Source organism: Pedobacter yulinensis (assembly GCF_003029735.1).
Lineage (GTDB): Bacteria > Bacteroidota > Bacteroidia > Sphingobacteriales > Sphingobacteriaceae > Pedobacter > Pedobacter yulinensis.
The window spans coordinates 319,081-331,041 of record NZ_KZ686268.1 but is presented as its reverse complement, the minus strand read 5'-3'; the positions used below and the strand labels follow the sequence as shown (position 1 = coordinate 331,041).

At 49.1% G+C, this 11,961-nt stretch carries 14 protein-coding genes; all 14 read left to right on the top strand.

All coding sequences use genetic code 11. The annotated features are described in order from the left end of the window. Positions 1 to 22 precede the first annotated feature (22 nt). Positions 23 to 640 (top strand): ExbD/TolR family protein, encoded by a 618-nt coding sequence (locus tag C7T94_RS01460; protein WP_107212961.1) that lies wholly within the window; start codon positions 23 to 25, stop codon positions 638 to 640. A gap of 4 nt (positions 641 to 644) precedes the next feature. After that, positions 645 to 1,196 (top strand): ExbD/TolR family protein, encoded by a 552-nt coding sequence (locus C7T94_RS01455; RefSeq protein WP_107212959.1) that lies wholly within the window; start codon positions 645 to 647, stop codon positions 1,194 to 1,196. 21 nt (positions 1,197 to 1,217) lie between these two features. Further along, the gene (locus tag C7T94_RS01450) at positions 1,218 to 2,042 is read left to right on the top strand and encodes an energy transducer TonB (protein WP_107212957.1); all 825 of its coding nucleotides are present in this window, start codon (positions 1,218 to 1,220) and stop codon (positions 2,040 to 2,042) included. 2 nt (positions 2,043 to 2,044) lie between these two features. Beyond that, entirely contained in the window at positions 2,045 to 2,269 is a 225-nt protein-coding gene (locus tag C7T94_RS01445) for a hypothetical protein (RefSeq protein WP_107212955.1), read from the top strand. Further along, positions 2,259 to 3,170, top strand: a complete 912-nt coding sequence (locus tag C7T94_RS01440; RefSeq protein ID WP_107212953.1) for a PstS family phosphate ABC transporter substrate-binding protein — start codon at positions 2,259 to 2,261, stop codon at positions 3,168 to 3,170. The genes C7T94_RS01445 and C7T94_RS01440 overlap by 11 nt, the downstream gene beginning before the upstream one ends. A 66-nt stretch (positions 3,171 to 3,236) precedes the next feature. Then, on the top strand, positions 3,237 to 4,955 hold the full coding sequence (locus C7T94_RS01435) for a tetratricopeptide repeat protein (RefSeq protein ID WP_107212951.1): 1,719 nt from the start codon (positions 3,237 to 3,239) through the stop codon (positions 4,953 to 4,955). A 118-nt stretch (positions 4,956 to 5,073) separates the two neighbouring features. Continuing rightward, a complete protein-coding gene (locus tag C7T94_RS01430) occupies positions 5,074 to 5,445 on the top strand; it encodes an NADH-quinone oxidoreductase subunit A (RefSeq protein WP_107212949.1) in 372 nt (123 codons plus the stop codon). Between the two features lie 195 nt (positions 5,446 to 5,640). Beyond that, entirely contained in the window at positions 5,641 to 6,147 is a 507-nt protein-coding gene (locus C7T94_RS01425; RefSeq protein ID WP_239494952.1) for an NADH-quinone oxidoreductase subunit B, read from the top strand. Continuing rightward, on the top strand, positions 6,147 to 6,644 hold the full coding sequence (locus C7T94_RS01420; protein ID WP_107212945.1) for an NADH-quinone oxidoreductase subunit C: 498 nt from the start codon (positions 6,147 to 6,149) through the stop codon (positions 6,642 to 6,644). Before C7T94_RS01425 ends, C7T94_RS01420 begins: the two co-directional genes overlap by 1 nt. A 62-nt stretch (positions 6,645 to 6,706) precedes the next feature. Beyond that, entirely contained in the window at positions 6,707 to 7,921 is a 1,215-nt protein-coding gene (locus tag C7T94_RS01415) for an NADH-quinone oxidoreductase subunit D (protein ID WP_107214615.1), read from the top strand. After that, positions 7,914 to 8,429, top strand: coding sequence for an NADH-quinone oxidoreductase subunit NuoE family protein (locus C7T94_RS01410; RefSeq protein ID WP_107212943.1), 516 nt, complete (start codon positions 7,914 to 7,916; stop codon positions 8,427 to 8,429). Before C7T94_RS01415 ends, C7T94_RS01410 begins: the two co-directional genes overlap by 8 nt. 61 nt (positions 8,430 to 8,490) lie before the next feature. Further along, on the top strand, positions 8,491 to 9,861 hold the full coding sequence (gene nuoF, locus C7T94_RS01405) for an NADH-quinone oxidoreductase subunit NuoF (protein ID WP_107212942.1): 1,371 nt from the start codon (positions 8,491 to 8,493) through the stop codon (positions 9,859 to 9,861). A 45-nt stretch (positions 9,862 to 9,906) separates the two neighbouring features. After that, the gene (locus C7T94_RS01400) at positions 9,907 to 10,914 is read left to right on the top strand and encodes an NADH-quinone oxidoreductase subunit G (RefSeq protein ID WP_107212940.1); all 1,008 of its coding nucleotides are present in this window, start codon (positions 9,907 to 9,909) and stop codon (positions 10,912 to 10,914) included. Beyond that, positions 10,914 to 11,951: an NADH-quinone oxidoreductase subunit NuoH gene (nuoH, locus tag C7T94_RS01395; RefSeq protein WP_107212938.1), complete on the top strand. Its 1,038-nt coding sequence runs from the start codon at positions 10,914 to 10,916 to the stop codon at positions 11,949 to 11,951. Before C7T94_RS01400 ends, nuoH begins: the two co-directional genes overlap by 1 nt. Positions 11,952 to 11,961: the final 10 nt, after the last annotated feature.

Below are 11,961 nucleotides of genomic sequence, written 5' to 3'. Positions count from 1 at the left end.
AAAACACTAACAAGTTTATATTATGCCAAGAGTCAAAATACCAAGAAAGAGTACAGCGATAGACATGACCGCCATGTGCGATGTCGCGTTCCTGCTGCTCACTTTCTTTATCCTGACGGCAACGTCAAGGCAGCCAGAACCCTTGGAAGTAACTACACCTTCATCGACCATCATTACCAAAGTACCAGATGCAGACATCGCGCTGCTGACAATCGGGCAGGGAAAGGTTTTCTTTGAAGTTGCAGGTACCAAGATCCGTAAACGTACCCTGCAGTTAATGGGCGAAAAATACGGTATCAAATTTACACCACAGGAAGAGGAACGTTTTTCAGTGATCTCATCTTTCGGTGTACCCATGGGCAATCTGAAACAATTCATCAATATGGATGGGGAGCAACGCAAGAAGTCTGGAATCCAAACCGGAATCCCGACCGATTCAGTTGATAACCAGCTGTATAACTGGATCTACCAGTCGCGCGTTGCCGTAAAGGAAATCGATAATACCGATATGCGTATCAGTATTAAAGGAGATGCGAAAGAAGAGTACCCTGCGGTCAGGAAGATCGTAGACATTCTTCAGAAGCAGAAAATGAACAAATTTAGTTTAATCACCTCGGCTGAAGGAAGCCCTAAAGAATAAGAAGATGGCAGAATTAAATACCGGCGGCGACGGTGGTAAAGGCGGCAAGGTAAGAAGTAAGAAACAATCAACCCGTGTAGACTTAACTGCAATGGTGGATCTGGCCTTCCTTCTGATCACCTTCTTCATGCTGACCACTACCCTGTCTAAGCCACAGGCCATGGACGTGGCCAAGCCTGATAAAGACGAGAAAAACGATACAAAACTGGAACTGCGGGCTTCAACCGCCATGACCATCCTGCTCGGTAAAAACGACAAGATTGCCTGGTACATGGGCGAAGCAGGAAAGTCAGAGCCTAACATTGTAGGCTTCGGCGACATCCGCAAAGCGCTGCTCGACAACAAAAAGAAGGTTACAGATATGTATGGCAACGACCCGAAAAGGCAGTTAACCGTCGTGATCAAACCAACTGAGGGTGCCAACTACAAAAATTTTGTAGACATCATGGACGAGCTGGCAATTGCGAAAATTAAAACTGCTCCGGCGATCGACGATGATCCGAAAAACCTTCTTGAAGGTGAAAAGGACTTCATGAAAAAGGCAGGAATTTTATAACAACATTAATAACATAAAGCTATGTTTGGTTCGAAGTTAGATATTTTCAAGAGAGAGTGGCTGGATGTTGTGTTTGCAACGAAGAACAAGAGTTACGGCGCCTATGAGCTGCGTAAATCGAATGCTTCCAACACGACCAAATCCCTGCTCTTCGCTTCAGCCGCATTTGTCCTGCTGTTTTTCGCTCCCAAGATCTATTCACTGATCAAAGGTTCGTTACCAGAAGACGATGAAGTGCTGAAGCAAACAGAAGTGGTTGTGGCGCCGCCACCACCCGTAAACCCGGAGACACCTCCGCCGCCACCGGTGGAGCCGCCGCCTCCAAGAACAGACCAGGTTAAATTCCCGCCGCCCATCGTTAAACCCGATGAGCAGGTGCGCGACGAGGAGCCACCTACCGTAGAGGATTTGAAAAAAGCCGACCCCGGTCAGAAGACCATTGCCGGCGACCCGACTGCTGATGTGAACATCAATGTTCCTGTCGGCGAAGGCCCTAAACAGGCTGCGGTTGTTGAAGACAATACGGTATACGCTTTCTCATCAATCGAGAAAAACCCGGAATATCCGGGAGGCCTGCCTGCCTTCTATAAATACCTCGCTGATGCGATCAAATATCCGCCTCAGGCAGCTGAGCAAAACATCCAGGGAAAAGTAAACATGTCTTTCGTTGTGGAAAAAGACGGTTCACTGACCGATATCAAAGTCGTTAAAGGCCTTGGCTACGGTACGGATGAAGAAGCAAAGCGGGTACTTAAAGCGAGCAGAAAATGGATTCCTGGAATCCAAAACGGTAAACCGGTACGTGTAAGTTACAATATTGCCATTTCCTTCACACTGGGGAACTAAATATGTTCAAAAACAATCCATTCAAGCAGAAATCGCCCCAAAAGCGATTTCTGCTCATTTTAGGCCTTTTTATGTTCGCCTTTTACCTCGTTATGGGCGTCTATGTGATCATGTGGACAGACTTTCCCTGGAGGCTGCAGCCGCACTGGCGCATATCGCTGGGTGTGCTGCTGATCGTTTATGCTTTTATCCGTTTTACGCGACTAATGAGTACTCATGATGAATAGATTGTCTGTTGCTTTATTGCTTTTACTGGGCGCCGCCGCCTGCAGGAATACCCCTGAAAAATCGCCGGAAGAAAAGGAAGTTGCCGAAACACGCACCTCGGGTACGGTAAAGATCCTTGTTGACGAAACCTTCCTGCCAATTGTGAACGATCAGATCGAGGTTTTTCAGAGCGATTATCCTGATGCTGTGATCACGCCTGTTCCGGGTTACGAAAACCGAATTCTGCCCACGTTTCTTAACGACAGTGTGCGGGTGGTCGTTTTATCAAGAATGCTTACACCAGACGAGGAAAAGTATTATACCAGACGCAGAATCAAGGTCGGTACCTCCCGTTTTGCCATTGACGGGATTGCACTGATTACCCATAAGGGCAATAAAGACAGCACGATCAGCGTTAATGATGTGAAGGAAATCCTCAGGGGGAATCAGCCAACTAAACAACTTGTATTTGACAATCCATACTCATCTACCTTACGGTATTTCAGGGAACTTGCAGGCGTAAAGGAACTGCCTAAAAAAGGCGTATATACTTTGCAATCGAACAATGACGTAATCAAATACGTCGCGTCACACCCTGGTACAATAGGTGTGGTCGGTGTGAACTGGTTGTCTGAAAAAAACAGCAGCGCTGCAGCAGCATTGAGTCAGGTCAGGATGGTCGGCGTCAGGTCAGAAAAGGACCAGATGTACTATAAACCCACCCAGGAAAACCTGATGAACGGCATGTACCCCTTTTTGAGGAACATTTATATTATAAATTGCGAGGGAAGGGAAGGTTTAGGCACGGGATTCGCAAACTGGTTGTTAAGTCAGAGGGGGCAGATCATCGTATTAAAATCAGGACTTGGGCCGCATAAATTGAACCCCCGGACGATTAATTTGACAAAAAGTACCAACTAAATTTTATATTTGAAGATAGGCAGGGCAACACTTGCCATGAAACCACTAAAAAACAATTTTTGAACCATGAAAATGATTAAGAAAGTAACCTTAAGTGTAGGTTTAGTATTGGCAGGTTCAGCAATTTATGCTCAAAACATAGAAGATGCTAAAAAAGCCCTCGATGCAGAACAGTATCAGAAGGCGGCATCAATGCTGAAATCGCTTGTCAAAGCTAAAAGCGGGGATGGAGAGAATTACTTTTACCTGGGGCAGGTTTACCTGGCGCAGGATTATCCTGATTCGGCCCGTGCTGTGTTCCAGCAGGGAGTTGCGGCTGATGCCAAGTTTGCATTGAACTATGTAGGCCTGGGCCAGTCAGATCTGCGCGCCAACAACGCGGCTTCTGCCAAAACCAATTTTGACAAGGCTATCGACCTTGGTAAGAAAGATTACAATACGTTCCTGGAAATCGGACGTGCCTATATTGCACAGGATAAGCCAGACTATAAAGCTGCGCTGCCCATTCTGCAGAAAGCTGACGAACTGGATGCTAAAGACAAGGACCCGCGGCCGTTTGTAGCCCTGGGCGACTTTTACGCGAAACAGCGCAACAACAATGAGGCTCTTGGCCCATACATGCGTGCCGAAGGTATGGACGAAAAGCAGTTTCGTGCAAAGGTTCAGATCGGTAAAATGTACAAGGAAGCCCGCGCATGGCAGGAGTCTGAAGCAAAACTTAAAGAAGTTGTGGCAGCAGATGCAAACTATGGTCCGGCTTACCGCGAACTGGCCGAGCTTTACCTGCAATGGGGTAATTTCGGTGCAGATGCCGAAAAAACCAAACTGGCGCTTGATAACTACAGGAAATACCTGGACCTGACCGACAAATCGTTTGACTCACGTCTTCGTTACGCCCAGTTCCTGACTTACGCACGTGACTACGCGACATTGGGGCAGGAAGCAACAGCGCTGGCCGGTATGATCAAAGCTGACAACCCGAAACTGCTGGTGTTGAACCGTCTTAAAGGTTATTCAGCCTACGAAAACAAACAATATCCTGAAGCGTTAAAATCAATGACCGACTTTTTCGCACAGGCTAAGGATACATCACGTATCGTTGGACAGGATTATGTTTACCTGGGTAAAGCCAAACTGAAATCAGGCGACAGCACCGGTATTGCAGATGTGCTGAGGGGTGTTGCAAAAGATACAACTGTAGCTGAATCTTTGGAAGAACTTGCTGATACCTTCCGGGTACAGAAAAAGTATGACAAAGCTGCCCAGATGTACGCAACTACCGTCAAATACAACCCTAAAGGCAAGAACGCAGTAACCAATTATTTCTGGGTTGGTGCCATGCGTTACCTGCAGTCTTATACTGCACAGGCCGCAAAACAGCCGGTAGACAGGGCCATGCTCGTAGAAGGTGATTCTGCACTGGCCCGCGTGAACCGTGTGGCGCCTGAATTTGAGCTTGCCTACATCTACCGTGCGCGTATTGCCAACATGTTGGATGATAAAGCTGCGCCTAAAGGCCTGTCTGCTCCGATCTTCGAAAAGTTCATCAACCTGGTGACTGTAGAAAAACCGGAAAAAGCAGCTAAGAACAAAGCTTATCTCGCAGAAGCTTATGAAAACCTTGGTGACTGGTACGCATTGTCTGACAAGACAAAAGCGGTAGACTACCTGAAAAAAGCATTGGAGCTGAATCCCAACAGCAATTATGCAACTGCAAAACTGCAGGAACTTCAAGGTCCGCCGGCAGGTGCGGCAAAACCAAAAGCACCGATTAAGAAAAAGTAGTCCGGATTTCCGGATAAAGAAGAGCCGGGACGAATGTCCCGGCTTTTTTATTGCCATCTGGGGCGTCCTGTTTGCATTCCGCCTATTTTCTATTACTTTTGCTACAAAATCGACAGCTATGCAGGCTCACAGTGCTCCTATTGACTTTTTACCGATCCTTTTCCAGGTAATCGTGGCGCTTGGTTTCGTGGTAACCACCCTGGTGGCTACACATTTCCTTGGGCCTAAACGCAAAACGGCAGATAAGCTTGAAACCTTCGAGGCGGGTATCAAAGTAGTTGGTAACGCGCGCTCGCCCTTTTCCATTAAATACTTTGTTGTTGCCATCCTGTTCGTTCTGTTTGATGTGGAGGTTATTTTCATGTATCCCTGGGCGGTCAACTTCCGGGAACTGGGTATGAACGGCATGATTGAAATGTTCATTTTTATGGGAACATTGCTGCTTGGATTTATTTATGTACTGAAGAAAAAAGTGCTGGACTGGAACTAAGTCAGGCTTTGCCGGTAAAGGCGGTCTATGCCTGCAGGGGCCATGATTTTTCTTATTTAGATTGTTTCTAAATCATGTGGCTGTAAGCCTTTTCCCTTTAAAATATCGTAAATTTGTTGCTCATTCTGTGTAGGGAATGGGCATTTTTCTTTTACTGACATGAGTGATATTAAGATAGTTGATGCGCCTCCGGGAATAGAGGGTTCTGGCTTCTTTGCCACCTCTTTAGATAAAGTGATTGGGCTGGCGAGGTCGCACTCTTTGTGGCCTTTGCCTTTTGCAACTTCGTGCTGCGGCATAGAGTTCATGGCGACCATGGGTTCACACTATGACTTTGGGCGGTTCGGTTCAGAGCGATTAAGCTTTTCGCCGCGTCAGGCTGACCTGTTGATGGTGATGGGCACAATTGCCAAGAAAATGGGTCCGGTCCTGAAGCAGGTTTACCTGCAAATGGCAGAACCACGCTGGGTCATGGCTGTTGGTGCATGTGCAAGCAGTGGCGGTATCTTTGATACGTACTCCGTGCTGCAGGGCATCGATGAGATCATCCCGGTTGATGTCTATGTACCCGGCTGTCCGCCGAGGCCTGAAGGCATTTTGGACGGTTTCCAGAAGATCCAGGAGTTGGTAAAGAGCGAATCGCTCAGAAGAAGAAACTCTCCTCAGTATAAAGAATTGCTGGCGCAATACGGAATTCAATAATGGAAGAAACGACTGTTAACCACGAGCTGCTGCAAAAATTAAGTGCCAGGTTTGGCGAACGCATCATTTCGGTTACTGAGCCTTACGGACTGCTAACCTTCGAGACAGGGAAAGACGCGGTGATCGATGTTCTTGAATTCCTCAAAAAAGACCTCGGCTTTACTTTCCTGACTGACATTACTGCGGTGCATTACCCTGAGAAACATGCTTTGGCAGTGGTTTATCACCTGCATAACCTGGTGCAGCGTCAGCGCATCCGGATGAAGGTATTTTTGTCAGAAGACAAGCCTGTCATCCCATCGGCTACTTTGCTATGGAACGGGGCGAACTGGATGGAACGAGAGACCTACGATTTTTTCGGGATCCGTTTTGAAGGCCATCCCGACCTCAGGAGAATTTTGAACATGGATGAGCTGGGCGTACACCCGATGCTTAAACAATACCCATTGGAAGATCCAAACAGGGTAGATAAAAAAGACGAATATTTTGGCCGTTAAACCAATTGGTTTAATGCCCGGAAATAACCCGACAAACACACTCAGGTGAATTGAGGATGAATATGAATCAGAACCATCCGTTATTGACAGACAACGATCCGCAGGAAGAGTTGGTAACCCTGAATTTGGGTCCGACGCACCCTGCTACACATGGTGTTTTTCAAAATGTGCTTCAGCTCGACGGCGAGCGTATTGTGAGCGGCGTGTCTACCATCGGTTACATTCACCGCGCTTTTGAGAAAATCGCAGAACACCGCCCATTTTACCAGATTACCCCATTGACCGACCGGTTGAACTATTGTTCATCGCCGATCAACAACATGGGCTGGCACATGACCGTCGAGAAATTGCTGAACATCCAGTTGCCGAAGCGTGTGGATTACCTGCGGGTCATCATCATGGAGCTTTCGCGTATTGCCGACCACATTATCTGCAATACGATCATTGGGCAGGATACGGGGGCAACCACGACGTTCCTGTACCTTTTCCAGTTCCGGGAACACATTTACGAAATATTTGAAGAAGTATGCGGCGCCCGCTTAACAACCAATATTGGCCGGATCGGCGGATTCGAGCGCGACTTTAATTCAATTGCATTTGATAAGATCAGGAAGTTCCTGAAAGAATTCCCGGACGCCCTTCGGGAGTTCGAGAAGCTGCTGAACCGCAACAGGATCTTTATTGACCGTACCGCCGGCGTGGCCAGGGTGAGTGCTGAGCAAGCCCTCGATTACAGCTGGACCGGACCCTTGCTGCGTGCAGCCGGTGTGGATTATGATGTCCGGGTCAGTGAACCCTATTCATCTTACGAGGAGTTTGACTTCGAGGTACCGGTTGGTACGAGCGGCGACATCTACGACCGTTTCCTGGTTCGTAATGAGGAAATGTGGCAAAGTTTAAAGCTGATTACGCAAGCGCTTGAGAAAGTTGAAAAAGAGCCGAAAGGTATTTTTCACGCCGATGTGCCTGAGTTTTACCTGCCGGCTAAAGAAGAGGTATACAACAATATGGAGGCGCTCATTTACCATTTCAAGATCGTCATGGGAGAAATTGATGCGCCAAAAGCTGAGGTCTACCATGCCGTTGAAGGCGGGAATGGTGAGCTTGGATTTTACCTCATTAACGATGGCGGACGCACACCTTACCGCCTGCATTTCCGCAGGCCAAGTTTTATCAACTACCAGATGTTTGCACCCATGAGTAAGGGCATGCTACTGTCAGATGCGATCATCAACATGAGCAGCATGAACATAATTGCAGGAGAATTAGATGCTTAAAGTAGAAGAACACAGCCCTGTAGAATTTTCAGCAGACCTGATCGGCAGGTTTGATGAGATCATTGCCCGGTATCCGGGAGGAAAACAAAAATCAGCGCTTTTGCCTATACTGCACCTGGTGCAGGCCGAACTGGGCTGGCTCAGTACGACTGCAATGGACAAGGTTGCGGCTTACCTGCAGATCAGACCCATCGAGGTTTACGAGGTTGCCTCGTTTTATACGATGTACTTTTTAAAACCCCAGGGTAAATTCATGCTCGAAGTGTGCCGCACAGGCCCCTGCTGCCTGGTCGGTGCAGAAAAGATCCTCGACCACCTGGAAACCAGGCTTGGCGTAAAGGAAGGCGAGGTGACGCCAGACGGCCTGTTCAGTTTCAGGGGCGTTGAGTGCCTGGCCGCCTGTGGTTATGGTCCGGTCTTGCAGATTGGCCCTGAATACACGTTTTATGAAAACCTGACCACCGAAAGTGTGGATCAGCTTATTGAAGATTTAAAGAAAAAAAGTTGAAGAAAGGACCTGCGGTAGGCCGGAAGTGATTTCGGGTACACAGTTCCAAATCTGACAGCATATGAGCCGTAAATTATTACTCGAACACATCAACGTACCTGGCATTGCCGGGCTGGATGTTTACAGGCAGAAAGGCGGATACCGTGCGGTTGAGAAGGCCCTGAAGACCCTTACTCCTGATGAAGTGGTAGAGGAGGTCAAAAAGTCCGGTCTTCGCGGGCGGGGCGGCGCCGGTTTCCCGACAGGCATGAAATGGAGTTTCCTGGCCAAGCCCGAAGGTGTGCCGCGTTACCTGGTCTGCAATGCAGATGAGTCTGAACCCGGTACCTTCAAGGACCGGTACCTCATGACGCACATTCCGCATGCGCTGATCGAAGGGATGATCGTTTCGAGTTACGCGCTTGGTGCGAAGGCCTCCTACATCTACGTACGCGGGGAGATGATGCCCCAGATCCGCATCCTGGAAAAGGCTATTGCTGAAGCGCGGAACGCAGGTTTTCTTGGTAAAAATATTCTTGGTACGGGTTACGAGCTGGAGCTGTATGTACAGCCGGGCGGCGGCGCCTATATCTGCGGCGAAGAAACAGCCCTGCTTGAATCGCTGGAGGGCAAACGCGGTAATCCGCGCATTAAGCCGCCGTTTCCGGCCATTGCAGGCCTTTACGGCTGTCCGACGGTGGTCAACAATGTAGAATCCATTGCCGCTACGGTTCCCATTATCAATGATGGCGGCGAAGAATACGCCAAGATCGGCATCGGGCGCAGCACCGGCACAAAACTGATCTCGGCATCCGGTAACCTTGCGCGCCCGGGCGTGTATGAAATTGAACTCGGCCTTCCGGTTGAAGAATTTATTTATTCAGATGAATATTGCGGCGGTATTGCGAACGGCAAACGACTGAAAGCAACGGTAGCAGGCGGCTCTTCGGTGCCCATCCTGCCGGCTAACCTGACGCTGAAGCTTGCCAACGGTGAGCCACGGCTGATGAGTTACGAATCGCTTTCGGAGGGCGGCTTCGCCACCGGCACCATGCTTGGTTCAGGCGGCTTTATTGCTTTTGACGAAGACCAGTGCATTGTGCGCAACACCTGGAACTTTTCAAGGTTTTATCACCATGAGAGCTGCGGACAGTGTTCGCCGTGCCGGGAGGGAACAGGATGGCTGGAGAAAGTGCTTCACCGTCTGGAGTACGGGCATGGCAAAATGAGCGATATAGACCTGTTGGTCGATGTGGCCAGAAAAATAGAAGGAAATACAATCTGCCCGCTGGGAGATGCTGCTGCATGGCCGGTTGGCAGTGCGATCAGGCATTTCAGGGATGAATTTGAGTGGCATGTGAAAGAGCCGGTCAAGAGCCAGACCCAGAATTATGGCCTGGCAGATTATGCCAAGCCAATCGAAAAGACGGCTGAAGTAAAAGCTGCCGAATAAATTGAAAACCTGCCTGAAAAGGCATCAAGATAACTATCATTTGATATGAGTGATAATAAAGTGAAGGTTACGATAGACGGGATCACTGTCGAGGTAGAGAACGGTACGACCATCCTGAATGCCGCAAGGCAGATTGGCGGAGACATTGTTCCGCCGGCAATGTGCTATTACTCCAAGCTCAAAGGCAGTGGCGGCAAATGCCGTACCTGTATCGTAAAAGTGAGCAAGGGTTCTGAGAAAGATCCGCGGCCAATGCCGAAACTCGTAGCCTCATGCCGCACCACGGTCATGGACGGCATGGAGGTTCAGAACATTACCTCGCCTGAAGTATTGGAAGCACGTGCCGGAGTGGTGGAGATCCTGTTGATCAACCACCCGCTGGATTGCCCCATCTGTGATCAGGCAGGCGAATGCGACCTGCAAGACCTGGGCTACGAACACGGGTTACAAAAAACACGGTATGAGTTTGAGCGCCGCACATTCGAGCGCATTGATATCGGCGACAAGATCCAGCTGCATATGAACCGTTGCATTCTTTGCTACCGCTGTGTGTACACTGCAGACCAGATTACAGACAGCCGCGTGCATGGCGTGCTGAACCGGGGCGACCATTCAGAGATCTCGACATATATTGAGCAGGCGATCGACAATGACTTTTCCGGTAATGTGATCGACGTTTGCCCGGTCGGCGCGCTGACAGACCGCACGTTCCGTTTCAAAAACAGGGTGTGGTTCACCAAACCTGTAGATGCGCACCGCAATTGCCCTACCTGCTCCGGAAAGGTGACCCTCTGGTACAAAGGACCGGATGTTTTACGTGTAACTGCACGCAAGGACCAGTTCGGCGAGGTCGAAGAGTTTATCTGCAATACATGCCGTTTCGAGAAAAAAAGCACGTCTGACTGGGCAATTGAAGAGCCTACGCGGATCAGCGATACCTCGGTTATTGCGGCAAATCACTACGAAACCTTACGTCCGCTTCCGGTAATCAGACCGAACGAGGAGCTGCGCGAAGCGAATAAGAAAGAATTAGAGAAAACTGTAAAATACTAATGGACGCAGCTTTTGTTATAGAGAAATTTATCCTGGTTGCCGTTATTTTCGGCGTCAGCCTGCTCATCGCTATGTATTCAACCTATGCAGAGCGCAAGGTTGCTGCATTTTTACAGGACCGGCTTGGGCCGGACCGTGCCGGTCCTTTCGGCATTCTGCAGCCCCTGGCTGATGGTGTAAAGATGTTCATGAAAGAAGAGATCGTGCCGGCTACTTCAAACAAGTGGCTGTTTATGGTCGGTCCGGGGCTGGCCATGCTCACGGCCTGTATTGCAAGTGCGGTTATTCCCTGGGGCAGCCCGATCGCTATCGGCGACAGGGTCATTCCACTGCAGGTTACGGACATTAACGTAGGTGTGCTGTATATTTTCGGGGTCGTATCTTTAGGGGTGTACGGCGTCATGATCGGCGGCTGGGCATCTAACAACAAGTATTCGTTGCTGAGCGCCATCCGGGCGGCATCACAAAACATCAGTTATGAAATTGCCATGGGCCTTTCGATCATCGCCCTGCTGCTGATGACCAATACCCTGAGCCTGAAAGAAATTGTGGAGCAGCAGCATGGTTGGCACTGGAACGTCCTGTATCAGCCGGTAGGCTTCCTTATTTTCATGATTTGTGCTTTTGCCGAGACCAACCGGGCTCCGTTCGATCTTCCCGAGTGTGAGACGGAACTGATCGGAGGGTATCATACAGAATATTCGTCGATGAAGCTTGGTTTTTACCTGTTTGCTGAATACATCAACATGTTTATTTCATCGGCAGTCATGGCGACCCTGTACTGGGGCGGTTATAACTACCCGGGCATGGACTATGTAGCGGCACACCTGGGCGCCACCTGGGCCCCGCTCATCGGTACAGGGGTGTTTTTCCTGAAAATATTTGCGTTCATTTTCTTTTTCATGTGGGTTCGCTGGACCATTCCGCGTTTCCGCTATGACCAGCTGATGAACCTTGGCTGGAAAGCCCTTATCCCGCTGGCCATTGCAAACATCATTGTAACGGGAGTGGTGATCGCCATCATCGAGAAATTTTAAGCAGCCTGAA

What these genes read in the sequence shown, in the direction of transcription:
- C7T94_RS01435 (WP_107212951.1), top strand. Translation starts at nt 3,237, where the DNA reads ATGAAAATGATTAAGAAAGTAACCTTAAGTGTAGGTTTAGTATTGGCA.
- C7T94_RS01445 (WP_107212955.1), top strand. Translation starts at nt 2,045, where the DNA reads ATGTTCAAAAACAATCCATTCAAGCAGAAATCGCCCCAAAAGCGATTT.
- nuoH (WP_107212938.1), top strand. Translation starts at nt 10,914, where the DNA reads ATGGACGCAGCTTTTGTTATAGAGAAATTTATCCTGGTTGCCGTTATT.
- C7T94_RS01455 (WP_107212959.1), top strand. Translation starts at nt 645, where the DNA reads ATGGCAGAATTAAATACCGGCGGCGACGGTGGTAAAGGCGGCAAGGTA.
- C7T94_RS01440 (WP_107212953.1), top strand. Translation starts at nt 2,259, where the DNA reads ATGATGAATAGATTGTCTGTTGCTTTATTGCTTTTACTGGGCGCCGCC.
- C7T94_RS01430 (WP_107212949.1), top strand. Translation starts at nt 5,074, where the DNA reads ATGCAGGCTCACAGTGCTCCTATTGACTTTTTACCGATCCTTTTCCAG.
- C7T94_RS01460 (WP_107212961.1), top strand. Translation starts at nt 23, where the DNA reads ATGCCAAGAGTCAAAATACCAAGAAAGAGTACAGCGATAGACATGACC.
- C7T94_RS01415 (WP_107214615.1), top strand. Translation starts at nt 6,707, where the DNA reads ATGAATCAGAACCATCCGTTATTGACAGACAACGATCCGCAGGAAGAG.
- C7T94_RS01420 (WP_107212945.1), top strand. Translation starts at nt 6,147, where the DNA reads ATGGAAGAAACGACTGTTAACCACGAGCTGCTGCAAAAATTAAGTGCC.
- C7T94_RS01400 (WP_107212940.1), top strand. Translation starts at nt 9,907, where the DNA reads ATGAGTGATAATAAAGTGAAGGTTACGATAGACGGGATCACTGTCGAG.
- C7T94_RS01410 (WP_107212943.1), top strand. Translation starts at nt 7,914, where the DNA reads ATGCTTAAAGTAGAAGAACACAGCCCTGTAGAATTTTCAGCAGACCTG.
- C7T94_RS01450 (WP_107212957.1), top strand. Translation starts at nt 1,218, where the DNA reads ATGTTTGGTTCGAAGTTAGATATTTTCAAGAGAGAGTGGCTGGATGTT.
- nuoF (WP_107212942.1), top strand. Translation starts at nt 8,491, where the DNA reads ATGAGCCGTAAATTATTACTCGAACACATCAACGTACCTGGCATTGCC.